The 25,874-nt window shown below is 49.8% G+C and carries 23 protein-coding genes; 5 read left to right on the plus strand and 18 right to left on the minus strand.

Annotated features, from left to right (window positions below; translation table 11 throughout):
* Positions 1–6 precede the first annotated feature (6 nt).
* The 8 genes from AR543_RS20590 to AR543_RS20625 all read right to left on the minus strand — a co-directional run bounded on the left by AR543_RS20590 (position 7) and on the right by AR543_RS20625 (position 10,138).
* Positions 7–993: a branched-chain amino acid ABC transporter permease gene (locus AR543_RS20590; RefSeq protein ID WP_060536223.1), complete on the minus strand. Its 987-nt coding sequence runs from the start codon at positions 991–993 to the stop codon at positions 7–9.
* A 104-nt stretch (positions 994–1,097) separates the two neighbouring features.
* The gene (locus tag AR543_RS20595; RefSeq protein WP_060536224.1) at positions 1,098–2,309 is read right to left on the minus strand and encodes a branched-chain amino acid ABC transporter substrate-binding protein; all 1,212 of its coding nucleotides are present in this window, start codon (positions 2,307–2,309) and stop codon (positions 1,098–1,100) included.
* A 635-nt stretch (positions 2,310–2,944) separates the two neighbouring features.
* A complete protein-coding gene (ald, locus tag AR543_RS20600; RefSeq protein WP_060536225.1) occupies positions 2,945–4,081 on the minus strand; it encodes an alanine dehydrogenase in 1,137 nt (378 codons plus the stop codon).
* A 342-nt stretch (positions 4,082–4,423) separates the two neighbouring features.
* Positions 4,424–5,641, minus strand: coding sequence for a PucR family transcriptional regulator (locus AR543_RS20605; RefSeq protein ID WP_060536226.1), 1,218 nt, complete (start codon positions 5,639–5,641; stop codon positions 4,424–4,426).
* A 163-nt stretch (positions 5,642–5,804) separates the two neighbouring features.
* A complete protein-coding gene (locus AR543_RS20610) occupies positions 5,805–7,064 on the minus strand; it encodes an ABC transporter permease (protein ID WP_082472298.1) in 1,260 nt (419 codons plus the stop codon).
* On the minus strand, positions 7,021–7,785 hold the full coding sequence (locus AR543_RS20615; protein ID WP_060536228.1) for an ABC transporter ATP-binding protein: 765 nt from the start codon (positions 7,783–7,785) through the stop codon (positions 7,021–7,023). The genes AR543_RS20610 and AR543_RS20615 overlap by 44 nt, the downstream gene beginning before the upstream one ends.
* An 11-nt stretch (positions 7,786–7,796) precedes the next feature.
* A complete protein-coding gene (locus tag AR543_RS20620; RefSeq protein WP_060536229.1) occupies positions 7,797–9,221 on the minus strand; it encodes a DEAD/DEAH box helicase in 1,425 nt (474 codons plus the stop codon).
* A 140-nt stretch (positions 9,222–9,361) separates the two neighbouring features.
* Positions 9,362–10,138 (minus strand): SDR family NAD(P)-dependent oxidoreductase, encoded by a 777-nt coding sequence (locus AR543_RS20625; RefSeq protein WP_060536230.1) that lies wholly within the window; start codon positions 10,136–10,138, stop codon positions 9,362–9,364.
* Positions 10,139–10,390: 252 nt separating this feature from the next.
* Here AR543_RS20625 and AR543_RS20630 point away from each other — a divergent pair, with 252 nt between their 5' ends.
* Complete coding sequence (locus AR543_RS20630) at positions 10,391–11,728, plus strand: FxLYD domain-containing protein (RefSeq protein WP_060536231.1); 1,338 nt, start codon at positions 10,391–10,393, stop codon at positions 11,726–11,728.
* Positions 11,721–12,845 carry a S1C family serine protease gene (locus AR543_RS20635; protein ID WP_060536232.1) on the plus strand — a complete coding sequence of 375 codons (1,125 nt, stop codon included), beginning with the start codon at positions 11,721–11,723 and terminating at the stop codon, positions 12,843–12,845. The genes AR543_RS20630 and AR543_RS20635 overlap by 8 nt, the downstream gene beginning before the upstream one ends.
* Before the next feature lie 130 nt (positions 12,846–12,975).
* Here AR543_RS20635 and AR543_RS20640 read toward each other — a convergent pair whose 3' ends face one another.
* Positions 12,976–13,431, minus strand: a complete 456-nt coding sequence (locus tag AR543_RS20640) for a chemotaxis protein CheX (RefSeq protein ID WP_060536233.1) — start codon at positions 13,429–13,431, stop codon at positions 12,976–12,978.
* 420 nt (positions 13,432–13,851) lie between these two features.
* On the opposite strand from AR543_RS20640, the gene AR543_RS20645 reads away from it, so the two are divergent.
* The gene (locus AR543_RS20645; protein ID WP_060536234.1) at positions 13,852–14,754 is read left to right on the plus strand and encodes a LysR family transcriptional regulator; all 903 of its coding nucleotides are present in this window, start codon (positions 13,852–13,854) and stop codon (positions 14,752–14,754) included.
* Positions 14,755–14,778: 24 nt separating this feature from the next.
* Entirely contained in the window at positions 14,779–15,588 is an 810-nt protein-coding gene (locus AR543_RS20650) for a histidinol-phosphatase (RefSeq protein WP_060536235.1), read from the plus strand.
* Positions 15,589–15,806: 218 nt separating this feature from the next.
* Here AR543_RS20650 and AR543_RS20655 read toward each other — a convergent pair whose 3' ends face one another.
* The 9 genes from AR543_RS20655 to AR543_RS20695 form a co-directional block, all read right to left on the minus strand.
* Complete coding sequence (locus AR543_RS20655; protein ID WP_060536236.1) at positions 15,807–16,745, minus strand: DMT family transporter; 939 nt, start codon at positions 16,743–16,745, stop codon at positions 15,807–15,809.
* Positions 16,742–17,386 (minus strand): GNAT family N-acetyltransferase, encoded by a 645-nt coding sequence (locus tag AR543_RS20660; RefSeq protein WP_060536237.1) that lies wholly within the window; start codon positions 17,384–17,386, stop codon positions 16,742–16,744. Before AR543_RS20660 ends, AR543_RS20655 begins: the two co-directional genes overlap by 4 nt.
* Positions 17,387–17,406: 20 nt before the next feature.
* On the minus strand, positions 17,407–18,147 hold the full coding sequence (locus AR543_RS20665) for a metallophosphoesterase family protein (protein ID WP_060536238.1): 741 nt from the start codon (positions 18,145–18,147) through the stop codon (positions 17,407–17,409).
* A 25-nt stretch (positions 18,148–18,172) separates the two neighbouring features.
* Complete coding sequence (locus AR543_RS20670; RefSeq protein WP_060536239.1) at positions 18,173–19,138, minus strand: metallophosphoesterase; 966 nt, start codon at positions 19,136–19,138, stop codon at positions 18,173–18,175.
* Positions 19,139–19,238: 100 nt separating this feature from the next.
* The gene (locus tag AR543_RS20675; protein ID WP_060536240.1) at positions 19,239–20,018 is read right to left on the minus strand and encodes a DUF3891 family protein; all 780 of its coding nucleotides are present in this window, start codon (positions 20,016–20,018) and stop codon (positions 19,239–19,241) included.
* Between the two features lie 57 nt (positions 20,019–20,075).
* Positions 20,076–20,873 (minus strand): AAC(3) family N-acetyltransferase, encoded by a 798-nt coding sequence (locus AR543_RS20680; protein WP_060536241.1) that lies wholly within the window; start codon positions 20,871–20,873, stop codon positions 20,076–20,078.
* Positions 20,874–20,987: 114 nt separating this feature from the next.
* On the minus strand, positions 20,988–21,776 hold the full coding sequence (gene sdhB, locus AR543_RS20685) for a succinate dehydrogenase iron-sulfur subunit (protein ID WP_060536242.1): 789 nt from the start codon (positions 21,774–21,776) through the stop codon (positions 20,988–20,990).
* 98 nt (positions 21,777–21,874) lie between these two features.
* Positions 21,875–23,617, minus strand: a complete 1,743-nt coding sequence (sdhA, locus tag AR543_RS20690) for a succinate dehydrogenase flavoprotein subunit (protein WP_060536243.1) — start codon at positions 23,615–23,617, stop codon at positions 21,875–21,877.
* Between the two features lie 145 nt (positions 23,618–23,762).
* Positions 23,763–24,431, minus strand: a complete 669-nt coding sequence (locus AR543_RS20695) for a succinate dehydrogenase cytochrome b558 subunit (protein WP_046228398.1) — start codon at positions 24,429–24,431, stop codon at positions 23,763–23,765.
* Positions 24,432–24,764: 333 nt separating this feature from the next.
* Here AR543_RS20695 and AR543_RS20700 point away from each other — a divergent pair, with 333 nt between their 5' ends.
* Positions 24,765–25,733 (plus strand): LysR family transcriptional regulator, encoded by a 969-nt coding sequence (locus AR543_RS20700; RefSeq protein ID WP_060536244.1) that lies wholly within the window; start codon positions 24,765–24,767, stop codon positions 25,731–25,733.
* Positions 25,734–25,874 lie beyond the last annotated feature (141 nt).

Here is a 25,874-nt window from a genome sequence, read left to right on the forward strand (position 1 = left end):
GGCCACCTACACTTTCTCTTTGACGGCTCTGCCAAACAAGCCCTCTGGTTTGAAGATCAATACAACGATCAGAATCGCAAAGGCAAATACATCCTTGTACTCCGCGCCAAAATTGCCGCCAGTCATAATGCCCAGGTTCGCGGAAGCGAACATTTCCAGCACGCCGATCACGACACCGCCGAACATTGCGCCGCGGATATTACCGATACCGCCCAGCACTGCTGCTGTAAAGGCTTTGAGCCCCAAAATAAAGCCGATATACGGATCGATTGTGCCGTACTGCTGCGCAAACAACACACCGGTCGATCCACCGAGCGCCGAACCGATAAAAAAGGTTAGCAGGATCACCTTGTTCACATTGATCGACATTAGCGAAGCCGTCTCCCGATCCTGTGCCACTGCCCGCATCGCACCGCCCCATTTGGTCCGGTTAACGAAAATATCCAGTCCAATCATCAGTACAATCGCCACAATAAAAATAAAGATCGTATTCGTCTTCACTGTTGCATTGCCGAACATGGCCGTCATGGACGAGAACCCCAGGGTAAAGCGTCCGTCGAATAGCTGCGGTACGCTAATGATATAATTGCCGGTTTTCAGTTCAGCGATAAAACGTACCAGATCCTGCAGTACAAAAGAAACCCCAAAGGCCGAGATCAGCGAGATCAGCTTGGGTGCTTTGCGCAGCGGCCGATAAGCGACACGTTCGATCCCTACACCGAGCGCTCCGGTCACCATCATCGCGATAAAAATAATCAGCACATACGAGAACCAGGCAGGCAGACTGCCCAGCCAGCCCATGGACTGGAACAGCAGCAGTACCGATGTACCGGCAAAAGCTCCGGTCATAAAAATCTCTCCGTGCGCAAAGTTAATCAGTTCCAGTATGCCGTATACCATCGTATAACCGAGCGCTACTACTGCATAGATAGCCCCCAGCGCCAGTCCATCGATCAGTACCTGTGGCAGTGTTTGTAAAATACTTGCGAACATGAACGCACCCCTTTCTATCGCCATAAAACAAGAGCCAAGAGGTATGCCGTCAATCTGCACATCCCTCTTGGCCGCATGTTCATGTGCTGCAATTTGTGCTTCAATTATTGACTGACTTCGGATACCAGTTTGCCTGGATACGTATCACCGGCGAACTCGTAAATGTATACTTTCGCAAAAGAGTTATCCCCTTTGTCGTCAAAGCTGACTTCGGTAGCAATTCCTTTGAAATCCTTGGTTGCCCGCACTGCATCGCGAACGGTCTCACGGGATGGCATCTCGCCGCCGCTGCTATCCAGTGTCTTCTTGATCGCATCCAGCATGATGGTCATGGAATCATAGGCATAAGCGGAGTACCCTTCCGGTACTTTGCTAAATTCCTTCTGGTAGCGGGCTGCCCAATCGGTGCCGCCTTCCATTTTGGCGATTTCACCAGCTACCGAGCTGTACAGCGAGCCTTTGACATCGGCACCGGCAATCTCGACCAGTCCGGAAGAATCCAGTGCATCGCCGCCCATGATCGGAGCAGTAATACCTTTATCCCGCGCCTGCTTGATAATCAGACCACCTTCGGCATACAGACCGCCGAAGAAAATAAAGTCCGGATTCTGGGTTGCCGCGATATTCAGTACGCCGTTAAAGTCTTTTTCCCCTACGGTAATCCCTTCATAACCGGCAATAGTCGCTCCCAGCTCCTGTGCCTTGTCGCGGAACGCTTCCGCCAATCCTTGGCCGTATGCTGTTTTATCCTGGATAACGAATATTTTTTTGGCTCCAACGGTTTTCACTGCATATTCCGCTGCTGCCGGTCCCTGAAAATCATCCCGTGCGACGACACGGTTGGCTACTTTTAGCTTGCGGTCGGTAAATTCGGTCGCTGTACTCGCCGGGGAGATCATCGGAATATTGTACTTTTCATAAACAACCGAAGATGGAATCGATACGCCGGAGTTCAGATGGCCGATTACACCGAGTACTGCCTGATCGGCACCAATCTGTTCGGCATTGGCTACGCCTTTTTTGGGATCACCCTGATCATCGTAGGGAACCAGCTCTAGCGAATAACCCAGTTTGCTAAAGTCTTCTTTGTGATCCTCCATCGACATCTGAGCACCCAGTCGGATCGCTTCCCCCTGAATCGAACTGCCTCCGGATAATGGAGATTGTGTTGCAATCTTGATGACTTTGCCACCAGCACTGCCACTGCTTCCACCGGAAGATGCACCGGTTGTCGTCGTACTTCCACCATTACCGCATCCTGCCAGCAAGCCCACTGCGAGGACTGCGGCTACTATACCATTCCATCTCCCTTTCATACTACTGAATCCCCCTTTTGATGTAAGTTTATATAACATTATGTGGTACGATAACTTATTTAAAGTATACATAGATTATATACATCGGGCAATCAGAAATTTTGATATTATTAGTCATATTTTGGAATATATTATAAAATAATATTTCATTAAGCCGAATTATTTATTTTATATATTTAAAATTGTTCGTTTTAATCTTTATTTTATGTATAAATTAAATTTTCATGCATATTTAATAAATAATAATCTTATATAATGTAGGATTACATTGTTTTTTGTAGGTTGTACTTAAAATTTATAAGCAATTTTGTGTTATATAAATTAACATTTATTTATACTTAAATAAAAATTAAGTGACATATATATTACATATACTATTTATACTTTACTTTTTCTTTGCAGATCCTTTATTTTTTCGTTTTCTCTTCCAAATAAAAAAATACAGCTCCGGCGTCCGCCCCCTTCTCATACTTATCATGCATGAGAGAAAGTAGACATCCAGAGCTGTATATTTACGCACCTTGATTAGCTTTTACAGCTTTTTCGATTGTATATTTTTCGATCGTAATATAGTTTGTACTGACTTTCCGTACTACTTTCTGATTTACTGCTCTAATAGAGAGTATGCCAACCAGTTAGCTGGTTGCTGTAAAAGTCTTTTTGAGCGCTTCATCTACCGATACATATTCATAGCCCAGATCGCGGGCTACAGCCGCATAGGTCATCGCACCGGCAGCCGTATTTACTCCCAGCTGGAGTGCCGGATTATTAAGCAGGGCTTCGCGCAGTCCACGGTTGGCAATTTGCATAACATAAGGCATTGTTGCGTTGGTCAGTGCCATTGTGGATGTTCTCGGTACAGCACCTGGCATGTTGGCAACTGCATAATGCAGTACATTATGTTTTTCGTAGGTTGGCTCGTTATGAGTAGTAATCCGATCCACCGTCTCCACGATACCTCCCTGATCCACTGCCACATCGACAATAACAGAATGCGCTTCCATTTGTTTTACCATCTCTTCGGTTACCAGCTTGGGCGCCTTGGCTCCCGGAATCAGCACCGCGCCAATCACCAGATCCGAGCTGGCTACCGCTTCGGCGATATTGTATGGATTGGACATCAGCGTCTGAATCGAATGACCAAATATTTCTTCCAGCTGACGCAAACGATCTGCGCTCAGATCAATCATGGTCACTTCAGCACCCATACCGATTGCTACCCGGGCTGCATTCGTACCCACTACACCGCCACCGATAATCGTTACTCTTCCTTTTTTGACTCCAGGCACACCGCTGAGCAGAATCCCTTTGCCTCCATGAGGTCGTTCCAGGAACTGCGCACCGATCTGCACAGCCATACGTCCAGCCACTTCACTCATTGGTGTCAGCAGCGGCAGAGTCCGATTCACTTCTACCGTCTCATAGGCAATCCCGATCACTTTTTTCTCGATCAGGGCTGCTGCCAATTCGGGAGCTGCTGCCAGATGCAGATACGTAAACAGGATCAGTCCTTCCCGGAAATAACCATACTCCGACGGCAATGGCTCTTTGACCTTGAGAATCATCTCGGCTGTCGACCAGACTTCGGCGGCCTGCTGGATGATGGTCGCTCCTGACTGCTCATAGGCAGAATCGGTGAACCCGCTTCCTTTACCGGCCTGGGTTTCTACATATACCTCATGTCCAGCTGCAGTCAGTGTAGTCACACCTGCCGGTGTAATCGCTACACGATTCTCATTGTTTTTGATCTCTTTGGGGATTCCAATTCTCATGCTTGTTCCTCCTTCAGATGACGTGCCATTTCGTATACTCATTATAAGACACAAAAAATAGCATGTAATCGTCCAGTTCCCCAAATTTTAACAATTGGAATTGTGTAAAAACACAAAAAGGTTCAATTTTGCGTTACTATTCATAACACAAGATTGAACCTTTTATTTTCAAATTTACTCTTTTCCTAATATCTATTGCTCTATTCAGCATCTTTTTTATTTTCCCCAACCCAGTTTGTCAGGTTATTTGCTAATTATAAGGTAAATGCAGGATACCTTATAAAGCTATAGTTATGAAGATGCAAAGTAGTTACAAAGATACAAAGCAGTAGAATCTGCCTATCAGCTGTCTCCCTCAAACCATAGCAGCTTGAGCTCCAGATACAAAGTCACTTTCTCGGCCATACTGTCCAGATTCACATGCCCGACCTCGGCAATACGCCGCAGACGATAGTTGAGTGTATTGGTATGCACATGCAGCTGGGCTGCTGCCTGCTTGGCATCACTGTCATGGTCCAGGAATACAGCCAGCGTCTGCAGCAGATTGCTGTTATGCTCCCGGTCATACGCTGCCAGTCGCTCAATCGGTCCCCAACTCACCGGGAACTGCTCGGCTTCGCGCTGCATAGCATTCAGATACCGATAGAAACCGGCATCCGGATAATAGTGGATATGGTGTGTCTCCGGCAAATGCTGGTGCAGTGTAATCAGTTCTCTGGCCTGCCGGTAGCTGCGCTGAATATGCAGGGCAGAACCGAATCCCTCGCCTGCGGCATAACAAATACCGTCGACAGGCAGCAGCAGACGCAGCCGGGTAATGATCATGCGGATACGCGCAGACAGTTCGGCAGAGCTGTCGGATTGAAATACACTTTTTATCCCGCATAGCAGAATCAGCCGATTGGGCTCCAGCAGCTGCAGGTGGACTTTGACTGCATATTCGCCAGACGCCTGAACAACTTTATCGTACCAACTGCTTGTATCGGGCTGTCCAGCCTGCTCCATAATCAGTACATATCCCGAGACAGGCAGCTCTACTCCCGCTTCCCGTGATTGCTGCGCAGCCTCCTGTTCGGATTGAAAACGTCCGTTCAGGAGCCGGCGCAGCAGCTCCATTTTTTGCTGACGTTGCTGCTGTTGCATCATTTTGGAAGCTGCGATTTGTGCGCCTCGCTTGAACTGCTGCAGCTGGGCTGTTGTATAAGAGCCGTCATTTTCCAGCAGCCAGATATAGCCGATCACCTCATCGTAATGCCGTACCGAAATCGCCATCCTGCTGCGCAGTCCCACCTCACTAAGCTCGCGGATATGCTGAGGTTCTTCACTGTCCAGCAGACGCTGCATCGCTCCGGATTCATACAGAGCGCGCTGCACATGCTCCGGTACCTTGCGTCCGACAATCGTAGCGATACGCGCCGGATCGGTACTGGGATCGTGCGTACTGTAAGCAAGCAGCCGATGACCTTCATCCTCAATCGTCACCGGACTGCCCATCACTTCACTGATCATCTCGGCCAGCGTCTGCAGGCTGTCTACCTGACTGTCTATTATATGCTCCAATGTTCATGCACCGCCTGTCTCTTCTGTTTTGGCCGCTGCTGCCAGTTGATGATCCGGACATTCAGCGGATAGAAAAGACCGGATTGGAAATGTCCAACCCGGTATATCCAGCTATACTTGTTTTATATACTCATAATCGACAATCAATAATCCATTACTTTGTCTACAGCTCATCGTCAGCCGCCAGATCACGCAGCCATTTGCGATTCAGTGAGCTGCGGTACAGCCAGACCATGACCAGACCTGCCGCCAGTGTCCAGACGATTCGTACCGGATCACCAGCTGTTGCCAGCGGAATCCAGATCAGGATAGCAATCAGCAGCTGTACCTGCGTAATCAGGCCGACAGTCTCCAGCCGCTGTGAAGTCGGCGGCAGCGGATAAATAGACAGCCATAACGTGTCGGTATGCTGCTTGCGCAGACTGGTCATCTGCATCCCTGCCAGCAAAATAAACAGCAGATACACAGCGACGCCAAACCACGATTCACGGGTCAGCAGCACCAGCAGCATACCGAACAGTACAAACCGGATCAACGTAGGCAGCAGTTCACTGCGCACCAGCGTTTTGGAGACCAAAAAGCGAAAAGCCCGCTCCTGCTTCCAGGGCACCCGGTTACCGGCAAAGGACAGCCAGCGGCGGCGGTTAATTTTCCGTTCTCCGGTCGGCACATCCACGAACCAGCCCAGCATACGCATAACGGCTGTAGCATGATTCTTCTCGGCAGCAATCAGACGTTCCCAGGGAACCTGTGCTTTGCCCGGCAAACGCAGCAGTCCATAATACACAGCCGCACCCAAAACCAGCACGATTGTGCCGGTCCACAGCGGCAACCACAAATAGGCAGCCAGCAGCGCAATCACAGCTACGTATCGGAGCAGCCGGTAGATAACACGAACAGTATCTCCGTTAATACGCAGCTCCTGCCAGCTGCCATAATTACTCACTATTTTGAGCAGCAGCAACAGGACAAGTGTCAGCAGGAGCGGCTTAGCGTCAGCAGCAGCCCGGATATAGAATGGCCAGACAATCAGCGTCAGCAGCAGCAGCCAGATATACTTGCCAATCACTGCACCACGCCAACCCGGAGCAAAATATTCATGCATCCGTTTCTCCATCGGCAGCATAAAGACCACATCTGCAGGACGCATATACGTCCGAACCGTACCATATACCGTCAACGGAGTCAGCAGAATCAGCATGATCCAGTAGACTGGCAGACCCGGCGGCAGCTTTTGCAAAAATGTCGTATACCAGGCGGCAAAAGCGATGAGCAGAAACAGGGTTACAACCGCCAGACCGCTCTGTATCACATACTGTGTATATGGAAGTATTCTGGACCAGAAGTCCGCTCTGCGCTGCTGGCGCAGTCGCAGCAGATCACTCATCGCTGACCGTCCATTTGGAGTCCTGAACCAGATCATAGAAGATCTGCTCCAGTGGTACTCCCTGCTGACCCGTCTGCTCACGGATCTGCTCCAGTGTGCCCTGAACGATAACACGTCCTTTGTGCAGTACGATAAACCGGTCACAATAATTCTCGATCGTCGACAGGATATGCGAGCTCAGCAGAATAGAAGAACCATTTTGCTTCGTTTCCACCATAAAGTCCAGCAGCGAACGAATACCGAGCGGGTCGAGACCGAGAAAAGGCTCATCGATAATGTACAGCGGCGGTGCTGCTACGAAGGCACACATAATCATTACCTTTTGCTTCATCCCTTTAGATAGATGCATCGACAGGCTGTCTTCTTTGTCTCCCATATTAAACAGCTGAATGAGCCGGCGGGAGCGCTGCTCGTAATCTTCGGGACTGACATTATAGGCACGGGCAGTGAATTCCAGATGCTCGCGCACTGTCATTTCTTCGTACAGCTGCGGCGATTCCGGTACAAAAGCCAGCGAAGCCCGGTACTGCTGGGTATCTGCTGCCAGTGTAGAGCCCTGAATCTGAACTTCTCCACCCTGCGGTGTCATCAGTCCAAGGATATGCTTCATTGTTGTACTCTTGCCTGCACCATTCAGGCCGATCAATCCGATCATCTCACCACGGCCAACTTCAAAGCTGATATCGTGCAGGACAGGCTTGCCATGACTGTAACCGCCGGTTAGACGGTCAACGTTAAGTACAGATACCTGTTCCATTATTTATAACCTCACTTTTCATCCTGGGAAGCTTCACGTTTGGCTTTTAGCCATTTTGGTGCTCCCTTGCTTTTTTGATCGGCTTTTCTTGTTTTGGTTCTGCCCTCTTTTTTGGATACAGCGCCATTTCGGCCAGCTGCCGGCTTACCGCCAGTAGATGGTTTGGCTTTATTTTCCGATGGCGTTGTACGTACAGGCTGTACGGATGTCTGCTCCACTGCTTCATTCGGCTGTCCAGCCGGAGCTGTTTTCGCCGGGCGGGATGCTGCCGGCTTGCGAACCGGACGTTTGACTTCATCCGTGCTTATGACATGACCAGATTCGAGCACCTGCTCCTGCAGATCGATATTCAGCGTCTCGGCAAATTTGCGCATAATAAAGCGTTCGCGATCGGTAACGATCGAAGCAGCTACGCCTTTTTTGCCCATACGGCCGGTACGTCCGCTGCGGTGTACATAGAACTCGGCGTCAAATGCCGGGTCCAGACTCACTACCAGATTCAGGTCTTCAATATCCAGTCCGCGCGCGGCTACATCTGTCGCGACCAGTACCTCCACTTTGCCGGAACGGAACTGGGACAGTACGGTACTGCGGGTAACTTTGTCTGCATCCCCGTAAATCGCGCGTACTTTGAAGCCCATATAATCGAGCTTGGATTCGATTTCGGCGATCAATTCCGTTGTATTCACGAATACGATCGAACGCGGAGCCTTGTAATGACGCAGCACGCGGCGCAGCGTATCCACCTTGTTGCGCTCTTCGGTCACAAAGTATACATGTTCAATCGCAGATGCGGTATGACGCTCCGGCTCGATACCGACAACAGCCGGGTCCTGCATATCCCGCTGGGCGACACTGCGAATCTGGTCATTAACGGTTGCGGACAGGAAGACGAGTTGACGATCACGACGCGCGCTTTTGATAATACGCTGCACATCGGCACCGCCGCCCAATCCCAGTACCTGATCGACTTCATCGACAACAATCGTATTTACTTCGTGCATTTTCAGTTTGCGCATATTGATCAGTTCGTTGATACGTCCAGGTGTACCTACCGCAATATGCGGATGACGTTTCAGTTTCTCGACCTGACGCTTGATTGCTGCGCCTCCGATCAGTCCCAGCGTCGTAATACCGCACTCCTCGCCGTAACGTTCGCTTTCGCGGACAATCTGCATAGCCAGCTCCTGCGTAGGCGCCAGAATCAGCGCCTGCATCTGCTTGCGCTGCGGATCGATCTTCTGCAAAATCGGCAGCAAATAAGCCAGCGTCTTGCCGCTGCCGGTTTGGGACTGGGCGATAATATCCCGACCTGCCAGCATCAGCGGAATGGTCTCCTCCTGTACCGGAGAAGGCGTTGTAATACCATATCGAGTCAGTGCATCGTTAAATACTTCTTCCATGCCCAGCTCGAGAAAATTCAATTTTGATTCCATGGGTTTCATCCTTTATCGTTCAAGTTAAAGTGTATGCAAATCAACGGACACAGCCAGAATCCTTACAGAGCACCATACCTTATCATTATATCAGCATTTGGTACAAATCCGCACTGCAATATGCATTTCATCAACAGCTGTTATTTACGGTCAAAAAAGCGGTAGGTGAGCCGGTCCACAAGCCGTGGACAAAGCGTATACAGCCGTAGTCCAAAAGCGGCAATGCCCGGCAGATCCGATTCTTCTTTCTTTTTGCGCATTACACGTACGATTTCCCGGCATACGCGACCGGGCGGCAGCATAAATCCGCTCACATTGCGCACATACTCGCCAGAAGGATCGGCCCGCTCAAAAAAGGCGGTACTGATCGGTCCCGGATTGATGGAAGAAACTGTGATACCTGTACCGCGCAGTTCCTGACGCAACGAGTTGGTAAAGCCGAGAACTGCATGCTTGGTCGCCGTGTAGGCTGTCGATTTGGCTGTCGCAAATTTGCCGGCCAGCGAAGCCACATTGACGATCTGTCCGCTGCCTGCTGCCAGCATATACGGCAGTACAGCCCGGGTACAGCGAACGATGCCCATATAATTCACATCCATCATTTCGCTGTACTCTTCCAGTTCCATTTCCTGAATACTTTTGAACTGACCATAGCCTGCATTGTTGAGCAGAATATCAATCCGGCCGTACTTGTCCATTACCTGCCGAACCGCCTGCTCAATTTCCTCGGCACTCTGTACATCCATCCGTATAATCTCATGCGGACCGTTAAGTCCCCGCGATAGCTGAACCAGCTTGTCTTCGGAGCGCGCAGTCAATATCGGGATTGCTCCCTGCTCCAGCAGCAGCGGCGCTACTCCTGCACCCAAACCGCTGGATGCACCCGTTATCAATATCACTTTATTTTCCAGATTCATACCGTTCCCTCCAGTCTCTTCTATTCTAAGAGATTCATCATCAGATATCCAGCAGACAGCATCGGAGCTGCTGGTGAGATAGATACAGGCTTTTGCATGCTTGCTACCACTCCAATGCTCATACCCATTAGAGGGAAATTTCACCTGATTATCCAGTAAGCTTATGCTATATTGAAATAAACAGCTATCTGTATAAATAGAGACTTACAGAGACCGGCTTATAGATACGCAACAATGAACAAGGGGGATACTATGATACACTGCCATGTTTGTGGTGCACCACAGCAGGAAGATGCGGTCTTCTGCAGCCGCTGCGGTATAAGGCTCACTGAAGACACAGAACCGGATCAGGCCGACGCCACCCAAGCTGCGCCCGATGCACTGGAGCTGCTGCAGCAAAATATTCTACCGAATCAGCCAGCAGAACCAGTTGCAGCCTTACCAGCAGAACCAGTTGCAGCCTTATTAGAAGACACACCGACTGCAGCCAACACCGAAAGTTTGCTTCCATCGCGTCATCATCCTCGTCATCCGATGATGTGGATTACACCTGTTCTACTGCTATTGATTACAGGTGCAGCTCTATGGTGGGCCTACCAGCATGAGCTGCAGCAGAATCAGCAGGCTATCCAGCTGCAGCAGCAAGCCCAAAAACTGGCGCTGCAGAGCAAATACAAAGAAGCCGAAAATACGATTAACCAGGCCCTGGCTCTGCGGCCGCAAGAACCATCCTTTACCACCGATCTGAATCTGATCCAAAAGGCAGATCGGCTCCATACCAAGCTGACTGCCGTCTCCGGTCGATTAAAAAATAATCAGCTCGACAGCGCCGAACACTCTCTCGGTATTCTGGAAAAAGAATTGTCGGGACGCACCGAGCCGCTATTTCGGCCCGAACAGAAACTGGCCGAGCAGAATCGGAATCAATTATCGATCCTGACAATCAAAAAAGAGCTCGACAACCTGAATGATGTGGAGTCGCTCGCCTACAAACTGGACGAAGTAGATCGACTGGACACCAAGGATGCCCAAGAAGTACATGATTTGATTATTAACAAAATCGTGCTGCTGACACTCAAACAAGCCGAAGAGCTGATCCAGGACAGCAGCTTCGATGAAGCCGCCCAAATCGTGCAAACTGCGATCGAGTACACCGGCTCCCAGCAGAAACTCAAAGATATGCAGACCCGGATTCGTTCCGAGCAGCAAGCTTTTGAAAAAGCGGAGCAAGAGCGCATACGTGCTGCCCAGCAGATGGCAGAAGCCGAAGATCTCAAAAATCGTACAGAAGGTGTACAGGTCAGTCAAGTAACGACCAGTGTTACCGAGTATGGGGATCTGGACACAACCGGTATCGTAGAGAATACGGCGACCCAGCCGATCTATGGCATCACAATCCATTATTCCCTATATGATGCGAATGGCGCTTATCTCTCTTCTTCCACGACCTCCACGGATCCCTATTATCTGGAGCCGGGGGAAACAGCTTCCTTTAGCGCGTATGACTACGGCTATGGCTGGTATGATCAGGTGCAGGTACAGCTCGATCAAGTGACCTGGTATCTGGATGAAGGAGGTTCCCATGAATAAAGGATGGATTATCAGTATCGTATCCAGTGTACTTATCGTTGGCGCCGGTCTGGGTGGCTATGCCTACATTAACCGGACCATACCTGCACAGCTGACTACCAAACCGCTGCTGGCAGCCACAGCATCGTCAGCTGCATCCAAACCGAATTCGCTTAAGACGATCATTCATGAATCACAGAAAAAGGTCGTCATGATCCGCCAGGAAGACGGCATTCTCGGATCGGGATTTCTGTATAATACATCCGGCGATGTGATTACCAACGCCCATGTAGTTGCAGGCACCAAAAATGTAGAAGTCAAAACCGCCGATGCCCGGTCGCTGAAAGGTACCGTTATCGGCATAGGAACGGATACTGATATTGCTGTTGTACGCGTTCCCGAACTGGCAGATACCAAGCCGCTAGCGCTGGCAGCAGCGTCCAAAGCCGATGTAGGTGATAATGTACTCGCTCTGGGCAGTCCGCTCGGATTTCAAAATACGGTGACCACCGGTATTATCAGCGGTGTCGGTCGTGATCTGACGATTGATCCCTACATTTACCGGAATCTGTATCAAATCTCTGCACCGATTGCACCGGGTAACAGCGGCGGTCCTCTGATCGATGCTGCTACCGGTGAAGTGATCGGTATTAATTCGGCGGCAGCTACAGAATCGAATTCGATTGGTTTCAGTATCCCTGTCTCCGAAATCAAGGATATGGTCACCGAGTGGTCAGCGCATCCTGTACAGAATCTGCCGAAGACTGCATCCACCGATACCGGTGCCGGGGAAGAACAGCTCTCCCTTACCGATGAAGCAGAATATGTGGTGAGCTACTTTTATGACAGTCTTAATGCCCGCGATTATGTTACGGCCTATTCACTGCTGGGCAGCCGCTGGCAGGGCAAGCTCGCTTATGCCAAGTTCCGTGAAGGTTATCTGAATACCGGCACAGTAACTGTCGATCGCATTTCTTCCGAGCGCGAGGGAGATCAGGCAATCGTCTCGATGCGGATTACTGCTGAAGAGCGCAAAGATACAGGTACGGTCTACACCTCGTATCAGATCAATTACACTGCCGGTTACGAGAATAATGTACTGAAAATTCTTAGCGGCAAAGCCGAGAAAGTCAAATAATCCTCTGATTCCAGCAGAAATTCCGGCTGTCGCCGCATAAGCATCAACTGCCCGCATAGATACCAATTATCATAAAAAATACAAAAAAACGATGTCCTAAGGACATCGTTTTTGCTTGCTTTATCGTGGATCAGGATACCATAACCTGAATATCCAGTTCGCCAATACCTTCCATAATCAATGGAATAGTCAATGCTTTGGCTGCAGTGAAGGTAATTGCACTTGTTTTCATTACTTTTGGAGGCGTAATATCTACTGTTACACCCTGATTGGACAAAATGGTACTGGCATTGCCGCTGATCATATTACCGAGCTCGGAAATGGCGCTTTGTCCCATCTCGTCCATCTCTGTCATGACAAATCCGCCCATCATTGCCGAGACCATACGCAAAGCTACACTTTCATGAATACCAAAAATAATATCGCCGCTCATTTGTCCGGTCATGCCAATCTGAATCCAGATATGGTTGTCTGCCATCTCAATATCCTTGATCCCTAGATTTCCGGTAGAAGGGGCTACCTGAACCACCTGCCCGATAACCAACCTTGCTGCTTCCAAAAATGGATTAATAACTTCCGCCTTCATACTTTAATACTCCCCTCTACTTATGGGTTACTATTTTAAATGAAACTTATGACCTATGAATTGTAATGTTATTATAACTTATAACCTAGGACAATTCATCCAGAAACATTGAAACATTTCAAATTTTATCAAATTTGTTTTAGAAATAAGGTTTTCATCGATGTTATATTGTCGATTTCTAGGTACAAAGAATGGTGTGTGTGTTGTTTTATAGGTCCAATCGACTGCCTTTTTATTATTATCGGATAATGCGAGGGATTTATGTAGATTAGAATGAGCTGAATAAATCGGTTTGGGCTAATTATTTTGTGGATTTTATCAAAGGCGAGTGAATTCGTTCACGAATGGGTGTTCTATCGCATTGCCGCTTTTTCGGGAATCACCTATAATTTAATAATAGGTGTACATAAGGAGGAACTCATGAATATCAGTCAATTGGAGACATTATTGACCATTTCGCGGACGATGAGCTTCCGTAAGGCAGGTGAATTGCTTAATCTGACACAGCCTGCGGTCTCCGCTCAGATCAAAAGCCTCGAAGATGAATTCAAGACCCTGCTCGTCAACCGCAATCAGCCGGTTACGCTTACGGATCAGGGTACCGTATTTCTGGAGCACGCCGAACAAATTTTGACGATTGTGGAACAGCTCAAGCAGCGGCTGTCCGATCTGGATGAGACACCCCAGGGACGCATTCTGCTGGGCACAACTACCTCGATTGCGATTCAGATTCTGCCGCGGGTTTTGTCCTATTTTCAGAATCAGTTCCCGTTGATCAAAACGATGATTCATTCGATGTCTTCTTCCCAGGTCTATCACAGTGTGGAAAACGGGATTGTGGATGTCGGCATCGGTTATCTGATCGAGCGCAATCCGAATCTGGAGACGTCTATCCTCTATTATGATATGTTCGAACTGGTCGTCTCTCCCCAGCATCCCCTGGCACGTACCCGCAAGGCCACGATCCACGATCTGGAGAATCTTCCTCTGATTATGCTGTCTCCGGATACCGTCGGTAGACGTTTTGTCGATGACGTGTTCAAAGCGCACCAGATTGTGCCCCAGGTAATGATGGAACTGTCCAGCAGCGAGGAAGTAAAACGAATGGTCGAGATTGATCTTGGCGCAGCGATTATTTCCAGACAGTCGATTACGAGTGAGCTGAAGCATGGCACACTTGTGATGATTCCGATGCCGGAGTTTGAAGTCAGTCATCCGGTAGGTCTGATCTACAAATCCGGACGTTATCTCAATTCGGCGATGCGCCAGTTTCTCAATGATCTCAAAGGGATGCCGGAAGATCATTTTACGAGTCCGGAATAAATTAGCCAAAGGAGCGATTGACGTATGAGATTTGACCTGCACACCCACCATTACCGCTGCGGTCACGCAGTCGGTGATATTCGTGATTATATTGAAGCGGCGATTGCCGCAGATCTTCAGGTGATCGGTATTTCCGATCATACACCGTATTTTGGTTCTGATGAGGATCAGCCTTTTCCCAATACAACGATGGGCAAAAGTGAACTGAAAAATTATGTACAGGAAGTACTGGATCTGCAAAAAGAATACGCCGGCAAAATCGATGTACTGCTCGGTATTGAATCGGACTACTTCCCGGATCATGCCCGGCTGTATCAGCAGACACTGTCCCAGTACCCTTTTGACTATATTATTGGCTCCGTGCATTTCAGCGATGGATACAGCATATTCGACCGTACCCGCTGGGAAGGCATGGATACCGCAGCCCAGGTAGCTGCCAAAACGGAATATTTCCGTCTGATCGGCGAATCCGCCAAAAGCGGCATGTTCCAGATCCTCGGTCATATCGATGCAATGAAAAGCAATTATCCTGCTTTTACAGAGATTCAGGCTCCGCAGGCGCTGGACCAGATGCTACAGACGATTGCCGAATCCGGTGTAGCTATTGAAGTGAATACATCCGGCAAAATCAAAGTATGCGGACTCTGGCATCCGGTGGATGATATCCTGGAGCGCGCCCATCATTTTGGCGTAGAAGTATCCTTTGGTTCGGATTCCCATATTGCCCAGCGCGTCGGAGACGATCTCGATCTGGTCGCACAGAAGCTGCGCGATATCGGTTATACCGAATGGGTCTATTACAAGCAAAAGCAGCGTCAGGCGGTTGCCCTGTAACCAACCGGATAACCGGATTATACGCAAAAAAAGAGGACCTGCATGTCGCAGGTCCTTTTACATGTATCAAAAAGGGGGTCTTGTTATTCATCATACAGCCAGCTTGTTAGAATCGGATTGCAGCTGTATTGCAGTTAAATGACAAATCGGTAACTTGCCGATGTTCATATGCTGATATACCTTGTCTGGACTGCTTGTATGTCACGTCCTCGGCTGCGTTATGTCTGCGAAGCTGCTATTTTGCGCTGACGATTCACTAGCAGAATACTTGCTGCAACAAGGCTAAGCGCTACGAGCGCCCACAGGGAAATATGCTCACCCAGCCATACCGCTGACAGTACCACGCCAAATAAAGGCGTCAGAAACAGATACATGGATACTTTGCCCACTTCATTGTATTTCATCACCATATTCCAGAGGGCAAAAGCTCCTGCCGAGACAACAGCCAGATACAGCAGCATGCCAATCCCTACCAGATCCCATTCAAAAGGAACCGGATCCCCCGAAGCACAACCAAGCACCAGCAGTCCCAGGCCACCCCAGAACATCTGACGACCGGTCAGACTGATCACCGGCTCTACAGCAGCTTCACGGCGTGCCAGCACGTTGCCTACGCCTCCGGACAGTGCAGACAGCAGCATCAGCAGCTCCGCCAGTCCGAACACAAGCCGAAGTTCATTGCCCTGCGCCATTCCCATCACTGTAATGCCGGAGAACCCGAGCAGCAGCCCTATCCATTTGCGAGCAGACAGCTTTTCTGTTCGTTCCATCCACCGTACCGCCAGCAGCTGAAACAGCGAAGTCGAACCCGCAATAATAGACATGGTAATTCCCGATCCGAGTCCCAGCGCAGCATAGACCAGAATATACTGCAGCAGCGTCTGCAGCAGGGCCAGCATACTCAATCTGCCAGCCGGTATTCGGGGGATTTTCTGTCCGCGCGGCTTGAGAATATAAGATAACAGGATCAGCAGCAGTCCTGCCAGCGCAAACCTGTACCCTGCAAACAGCCACTGGGCAAACAGATCATGCGAACCGATGCCCAGATGCTGATAGCTTAGCTTGATAAATGGCAGTGCGCTTCCCCATAGAACAACAGCGATCAGCGAACTGACGAGTACACCGATAGGACTGGTAAACCAGCGTTCGCCGCTCATGAAGAGACGGAACCGCCAAGATCATCGCGTACTTGCGAATGCATGGATGCCCGCTCCTTGCGCAGAACAAATTCGCTGTTGGCTACCGAATATACGATAATGCCCATCTCCTGCCAGTAGCTTTTGATCCCCGGATTGGCAGGCGGCTGCTGACGCATTCCGTTTTTCTCCAGTACGCGTATCGATAGCTGATTTTTGACATGGCAGCGTCCCACGATATGAGACAGTCCCATTTCCTCAAATCCGAAGGTTACCAGGCGACCTACCGCCTCTGTCGCGTAACCTTTACCCCAGAATGGTTGGGACAGGGCAAACCCGATCTCGGCGCGGGCTGCATGTTCATCCCAGCGCTGAAAGGAACATACGCCATACATCGTGCCATCTTCTTTGGAGGTAACAGCAAAATGAATAGACGTCATACTGCGAAAAGCTTCTTCCACTCTCCGGCCCAGACGATCCGGTTGCAGCGCCTGATACTCCTTGATCTGGGGCGAACCGTACAGATATGTAATTACCTGCGGATCACTGGCATATTCCCACCAGCGCTCAATATCCGCTGCAGTCAGACGACGCAAAATCAGCCGATCGGTCTGCAGCTCGGGAATTCCTTTTTTCAATTCCTGTTTACTCAGCATCGCCATTGCTTGTTTCCTCCCTGGGCTCAGGTCTGCAATCCCCGGTAGACACCGGTGCGCAGCTCCTTGATATAATAGTCCAATGCAGGAATCCCTGCTGCCCGCGCATCCGCTACCGCCTGCTCAATATCATAGGGCACACGGGCGAATTGCAGATAATAAGGCGATTTCTTATCAGACAAATAGTCTCCCTCCAGAATAGCATAGGATGCTTCCGGCAAGTCGAGCGGATTGCCTACACTGCCTGTATTGAACAGCATCCGCCCTTCCAGATACTGCAGGTACGCATTATGAATATCTCCATAACCTACAATATCCGGTACTCGTGGTGTAGAAGTTTCTTCACCCGGTACAGGAGCGAACATCGCCAGACGTTGCTCCAGCGAATCCCATGGCTGCACACGCTGGAATACACTTTCCGGCGATGCATGTACAAGTGAGACCAACCGTCCGCTCAGCATAAAGTCATGACGAAGCGGCAGTGAATCCAGATAATCCAGACGTTCGGTACCCAGCTGCCGCGCATGCCAGCCGAACAGCTCATCATCTCCGCTCATCCGTACGATCAGCTCTTCCCAATTGCCGCGAATAACTACTTCACAGCGTTCCCGTACACTTTCGGTAATACGGACGGTATCCGGCCCTTTGCCAACAAGATCCCCCAGACAAAAAATACGCCGGATTCCGCGGCGTTCGATATCTTCCAGCACTGCCTGCCAGGCAGGATAGTTGCCGTGAATATCGGATACAAGTGCAATGCGTTCCATCATTTTCCTCCATTTCCGGCGCTGTTTATACCGGCTTTCTTTTCAGGGTAAAAATGGTCAATTCCGGACGGCACATAAAACGGACCGGCAGCTGGGACATGCCGATCCCCCTGTTTACATAAAGCGGCAGCTGTCCTGTCGGTCCGGCCTGATACCAGCCCATAATATATTTGCGTGATCCTCTCGGTGTGATGACTGCCCCGAACATCGGCAGACGAATCTGGCCGCCATGACTGTGGCCGGACAGCTGCAAATGGAAGTTCAGCTCTGCAGGTATACGATCCGCGTAGTCAGGTTCATGCATCAGCAGAATCCGGCAGGCTTCTGTGGGGATGCCTGCTGCTCCTTTATGTATATCCGGATTGCCGAGCAGTTGATCATCCAGACCGGCAATGGCCAGTATGCCATCCTCTCGGCGAATCTGATGATTATCATTCATCAACAATCGGAACCCGCCTTCTTCCATCATTCGCGATACCGCCAGCGCATCCTGCAGATAGTCATGGTTGCCAAGCACCGCATATTGTCCAAGCGGAGCTTTCATGCGCCGGAGTGCACCAATGCCGGGCTGGAGTACAGCTGCCTCGTCATCCACCATATCACCGGTAAAGCAAATCATATCCGGCTGTTCGCCCATAATGATATCTGCCAGCTGCTCCAGATCCTTGGCATGGTTGCCCAGTCCAAGATGCATATCGCTGAACTGTATCAGCTTCATCCCGTTCAGACTGGCTGGCAGCTGCGTTAGTTCCAGCTCGATATATACCTTTTCCAGCCAATTGGGTTCGCCAAGCCATGTATAACCGGCTCCGCCTGCACCGAGTGCAGCCAGCGCAGCGGCACTTCCTTTCAGAAATTGTCTGCGTGACATCGAATACAGACCCGGCTTGATCAGAGAGCCGGCTCTCCCGCGGCCTATAGCGTTTAGTGTATATTGATCATTCAGGCGGGGTTCCTCCTTCTCCGCTAGGCTGTCTTCAGCTCTATTCATTATAGACAGACCTGCAAGCTGCTACAGTCTGTCATTCCATAATGATTATTGTGCCGAATCCTGCAGCCTTCGTCAAATTCGGGGTTACCCGCCAGCGGTATTAGTTTGCCTGCGCAGCCTGAAAAGTAATCGTAAGCTGCTGCTCTTCTGCTGCTTCATACGCTTCCGCCAGACCGGATTGCTGAATCTTCTCCTTGGACACTTCACGATAAATCAGCTGCACCTCAACCGGCTCGCGGAAAGGAAAAGGACTCAACGTAATCATGCCCGGCTCTGTCCATTCCGGCATAATGGTCTGGTGATCGGTCACATCCAGCTTTTTGCCGACAGCAAATCCGTCTTTCCACCAGTCCTGCTCTTCGCTCTTGTTTACGCCCGGTTCGTTGAGACAGGCATACAGCGACAGATCATCGCACAACTCCAATACCGAGCGATGGTAAGCCAGCTCGTCGTCCGCCGGAGACACCTGCTCGCGGATACGCTCCTGGCGTTCCTTTTCCTCCTGCAGAAAAGCCTGACAAAATGGATCTTCCTCGCCATAGTGACTGACCAGCGCCGTATAATGCAGACTCGCCAGCATTGCTCCATAGGCAGTCATTTCTTCCAGCTGATTAATGCCATATCGGTAAAAAACCAGCTTGGCCGGTTCCGGGAAATTCATAAATGTAAATGGCTTTTCTTCTGCATCGTTCCATACCGGAATCTGATCCAGCGGTATCCAGCCTCTGTCATGCTGTTCACAGCCCAGAACCACCTCATCCCAGCGCGTTGTCTCCCGGGTAGGACCGGAATCCATATGTCGTGAGAATTCTCCGGACAATCGTGCATGATCATGCTGACGGATCATTATAAAAGAGTGTTCGCGTTCTCGGCATATCATAGCCATAACCCCTCTCTACCTGCATTTATGTAAAAGATTTATATCTAATATATATCCTTAACGATGCGTTTCCAACCAGCCTGCTGCGTAATCGACCAGACCGCGCTGCGACATTAATTTGGCAGCTGCCTGACCTATTTTGTCCTGTGTCCACAGATGGGGACAATCCGCCTCAAAGTCGCTGCCGATCCGGTCAAAATCATCCGAATCAAAATTGAGATCCTTGAATGTTATCCACTGTTTGCCGGATTCCGTGATCACCGGTGCATTCATCTCGATCTGCTTTTTGTCCTGCCAGTCAGCCATGAATTCTGCCAGATGGATAGAAGTATTCGTCAAATAATCGGTACCAAGCATCAGCACATGACCCTCCGCGTCATACAGCTTCTGCAGCGGTGAAGCACTGCCCAGCCCATAGTCCAGTCCATGATCCTCCATCCATTCACCGGCATGACGACCATATGCGGCAAAGGAGACATGGGGGTGATTGCTGCGAACGACACCTTTTTGCTTGCGAAACGTCTCTACAATAACGCCCATACCGGATGTCACGGTAAAGTCCGGATCATAGGCAGGCATACTCTCACAGATCAGATCCCACCATTTGGGATCGGCTGGCGGGTATTTCCACAGCTTTGGATGAGTCAGCTGGGAGGTCTGGGTCGGTACCATCAGTGTACCTTCTTTACCAAGCACCTGTTCTAGCGCCAGAATAACCGTCTCCGCGCCTCCAGGAATCCATCCGCCGATACTTTTGAGTGAAGAATGCAGCAGAATATTCATGCCTGCCGTCACTCCCAATGCTTCGAATTCGGCGACCAGCTGATCAAAGCTAATCGGTCTTTCACTAATCATGTTCATTCCTCCGCTAATCATATGTATAAAAAAGCGGGCTTCGCGTTATACGCGTCACCCGCTTGATCAAAAGCAAATTACTGCTTTGCCTATAAAGCTGCTGGCTACAGCCTATTATACACTCAACCAGCGTTTAAACATACGCTTGTTGGTTTCTTTGTTGAGATCGGCAATCGAAGTTGTGAGCGGAATTCCTTTTGGACAGGAACGCACACAGTTCTGGGAGTTACCGCAGGCTTCGATACCGCCTTCTCCCATAATGGCATCCAGACGCTCTTCAGCGTTCATTTCACCTGTTGGATGGGCATTGAACAGACGAACCTGGGACAGCGGCGCAGGGCCGATGAACTCGGTTTTGTCGTTCACATTCGGACAGGCTTCCAGGCAGACACCGCAGGTCATGCATTTGGACAGTTCGTATGCCCACTGGCGTTTGTTCTCTGCCATGCGTGGACCCGGACCTAGATCATACGTACCATCGATCGGAATCCAGGCTTTGACCTTTTTGAGTGCGCCAAACATACGGCTGCGGTCGATAACGAGGTCACGGACAACCGGGAATGTTTTCATCGGTGCGATCGTGATTGGCTGCTCCAGCTTGTCGACCAGTGAGGAGCAAGCCTGGCGCGGCTTGCCATTGATAACCATGGAACATGCGCCGCAGACTTCTTCCAGACAGTTGGATTCCCAGCATACCGGTGCGGTATCCTTGCCTCCGCTGTTAACCGGGTTGCGCTGAATTTCCATCAGCGCACTGATCACGTTCATGCCGGGACGGTATGGTAATTCGAACTCTTCCGCATAGGATGGGCCCTCCGGCTTGTCCTGACGGGTAATCACGAATTTCACTTTACGGCCTGTTTGCTGTGTGGTTTGATTCTCAGTTGAAACTGCTTCCGCCATGGGTAATGCCCCCTTCTATCATTCACATTAATCTGAGTGTTCATACGATATACTCACGACATGTCAATTGCATTCAAGCGGTGGCTCTCAAAGCTAACTTAGCTCTTGGAGTAGTCACGTACACGAGGAGGGATCAGGGACACATCGACTTCTTCATACGAAATCTGCGGTCCATCCGGTGTCCAGGTGGCTTTGGTTGTTTTGAGGAAGTCTTCATCATTACGTACCGGGAAATCAGGCTTGTAGTGGGCTCCGCGGCTCTCGTCACGCATCAGCGCTCCAAGGGTCATTGCTTCGGCCAGCTCCAGCATGTTCCACAGCTGACGGGTAAAGGCTACTCCCTGATTCGTCCAGCGGGAGGAGTCATTCACATCAATATTGCCGTAACGCTGTTTGAGTTCCTTGATTTTATTTATCGTCGCCTGCAGCTTGTCATTGTAGCGTACAACCGTCATATTATCAGTCATCCACTCGCCAAGTTCCTTGTGGATCACATAAGCGTTTTCTTTACCATTCATGCCGAGCAGACGCTCGTATTTCTCCTCCTGCTGCTTGCGCGCCTGATCGAACAGACTCGTTGGCAGATCGGCAGAGGATTTTTTGAGGCCTTTGACATATTCGACCGCTTTTGGACCGGCTACCATACCGCCATAGATCGCAGACAGCAGGGAGTTGGCTCCGAGACGATTGGCACCATGATACTGGTATTCACACTCGCCGGCAGCGAACAAGCCCGGAATATTGGTCATCTGGTTGTAATCGACCCACATACCGCCCATCGAATAATGGACTGCAGGGAAGATTTTCATCGGAATCTTGCGTGGATCATCGCCCATGAATTTCTCATAGATCTCGATAATACCGCCCAGTTTCACATCCAGTTCTTTTGGATCTTTGTGGGACAGATCCAGGTAGACCATGTTTTCGCCGTTGACGCCCAGCTTCTGGTTAACACAGACGTCAAAGATTTCGCGGGTCGCGATATCACGCGGCACCAGGTTACCGTAAGAAGGATATTTCTCTTCCAGGAAGTACCATGGCTTGCCGTCTTTGTACGTCCAGATCCGTCCGCCTTCACCACGCGCAGATTCGGACATCAGACGCAGCTTGTCGTCGCCTGGAATCGCTGTTGGGTGAATCTGGATAAATTCGCCGTTTGCATAATGAACGCCCTGCTGATACACAGCGCTCGCTGCCGTACCGGTATTGATAACCGAGTTGGTCGTTTTGCCGAAAATGATACCCGGACCACCGCTCGCCAGAATAACGGCATCGGCACCAAAAGTAACGATTTCCATCGAACGCAGATTCTGTGCAGCGATACCACGGCAGACGCCTTCATCATCCAGCACCGCGTTCAGGAACTCCCAGTTCTCATACTTCGTTACAAGACCAGCTGTCTCCCAGCGACGCGCCTGCTCATCAAGTGCATACAGCAGCTGTTGACCGGTCGTTGCACCAGCAAAGGCTGTACGGTGATGCTTGGTGCCCCCGAAACGGCGGAAGTCGAGCAGACCTTCCGGTGTACGGTTGAACATAACGCCCATACGGTCCATCAGGTGAATGATACCAGGTGCGGCATCACACATCGCTTTGACCGGAGGCTGATTGGCGAGGAAGTCACCACCATATACGCTGTCATCAAAATGCAGCCATGGCGAGTCGCCTTCCCCTTTGGTATTAACTGCACCGTTGATACCGCCCTGCGCACATACGGAGTGCGAACGTTTTACCGGTACAAGTGAAAATAAATGAACGTGAACGCCGGCTTCTGCCGCTTTGACGGTGGCCATCAGACCGGCCAGACCGCCGCCCACGATAATGATATTCGATGTTGCCATAAGAAATTACCCTCCCCTTTAACCTGCTTGCCCCTGATTGACTGTATATGTTATGCCCTGCCAGCCATCTGTTTGATGAATAATCCTCTACGCTGGAGGTTATTCCGATAGCATCACATGACGCATATTACAGTGACAGAGTCATTTATGCGATGAAATGACGAATGCTTTGAAATGCAACGGTTGGGTCTTGGAAATCCATATTACGGAATGCTACCAGAGACAGAACGAACATAATCGATACGATCACAAACAGCGCCATACAGATGTATGAAGATACACGCTGCGATCTTGGGCCTACTGTGATTCCCCATGTAACGAGGAATGACCAGAGACCATTGGCAAAGTGGAACGAAGCCGCTATCACACCAATCGTATACAGTACGAATGTAGCCGGGTTGGTGACGATATTATGCATGATGCCGCCCAGCTGCTCATGCGTTACATTGCCAAGTGCAACCTGGAAGCGAGTGTCATATACGTGCCATGCAATATAGATAAAAGTAATAACACCGGTTACACGCTGAAGCGTATAACGCCAGTTGCGCTCATTTCCAAAATGAGCATTGTTCGGCTTGGCCTGATATGCGATATACAGACCGTAAATGCCATGATAGAGCAGCGGAAGAAAAATAAAGAAGGTCTCCAAAACAAGTACAAGCGGCAGACCGTTCAGAAATTTTACTCCGGCATCAAAAGATTCCTTTCCTCCTTCATAAGCAGAAAAGTTGGTGATCAAATGCTCCAGAAAAAATAAACCGAGCGGAATGACCCCGAGCAGTGAATGCAGCCTTCTGGCATAAAAGCCTTTCATGAATGACGTTCCCCTTTCCTAAATAAGAGCGTTTTCATATCGACAGGCATATTAAAATGCCGCCTAGACCCGGATGGACAGGCAAGTATCGGACCTCTATCCATCCTTGCTAGGAAGTTCCCCATCTTCCGTAGCTTTACAGCTTGTTCACGACTGTAAATAAGGAGTCGTATCATGCAATATCTTTCTTCCGTAAAAAGATATTCACATAACGTTCGTATGTGAACAAGTTGTGTCGCTTTTTATGTTACTCTAATTTGGCTTATAATGGAATTGCAATATAATTATTAAATGTTATAACTTTTTTGCATAAGAGAGGAGATTATTTCCCAGATGATAGAAGATTTAGATGTTTTTGCTGTCGTTGTGGAGCAATCCAGTCTGAACCAGGCTTCACGGCTGCTGAATTTATCGCAGCCTGCACTCTCACGCAAAATAGCCAAACTGGAAGAACAGCTGGGTGTAGCGCTGTTTAACCGTAATGGCAAACGGCTGGAACTAACTGCTATCGGGCGGCTTACCTACACATACGCTCTGGAGCAGCGCCAGCAGCAGCTCCGTTTCCTCCAGAGCCTGAACCGCTACAAATCCGAGGAACAGACCACTGTGACCTTCGGAGCGAGCCTCACGACGCTCCAGACGACGATGCCGCCGCTCGTACGCAGCTTTACAGAGAAACATCCCTATGCCGAGGTCAAGCTGATTACAGGCAAGACACACGAGATTGTCAATGACATTCGTGACAAACGCGCCGATATCGGTATTGTTGCTTCGTCCATTCATGAATCGGGTCTGGTCTGCGCACCGCTGTTTGATGATCATCTGGAATTGGTGCTGCCCAAAAATCATGCTCTTGCCGACAAAAAGCAGCCCGATATGCAGGATCTGCAGGGGCTGCCGATGATTATGTTCTCCAAGGGTACCTGGTACCGCAAGCTAATCGACGATGTATTTCACCGGTATATGGTCATGCCCGATCTGCGTATGGAGATTGATTCTTTTGAAGCGATTGTGCGGCTGCTGCCAATCTGCATGGCAGCGGCGCTGCTACCCCGCTCCTATATCGGTGAACAGCTACTATCGAGTAATGAACTGGTCTCGCTGCATATTCCCGAGCTGGAGCAGACCCGCCGTACGACCTGCCTTATTTATAATGAAGCCGCCGAGCTGGGAACAGCAGCGCGCCAGTGGATTGCCGATACTACCGCGCGTTTTGACGATTCCTCGCGGATGATCAAGGATGCAAATATCCGTGTGGCCGATACGGCTCCCCGGCTGGAGAATGAAGAATGGTCACCGTAATGCCTTTTTTCTTTTGAAAATATATTCTACTGAAGATATACTCTGCAAATTGATCTTTATTCGTATAATCCCTGCTTCGATATACTATCTGTCCGGTATTGGCAATGATGATCCCGAGCTGCCGCTTTGCGGTATGCAGCT

The sequence above is a fragment of the Paenibacillus bovis genome, from assembly GCF_001421015.2.
Classification (GTDB): Bacteria; Bacillota; Bacilli; order Paenibacillales; family Paenibacillaceae; genus Saccharibacillus; species Saccharibacillus bovis.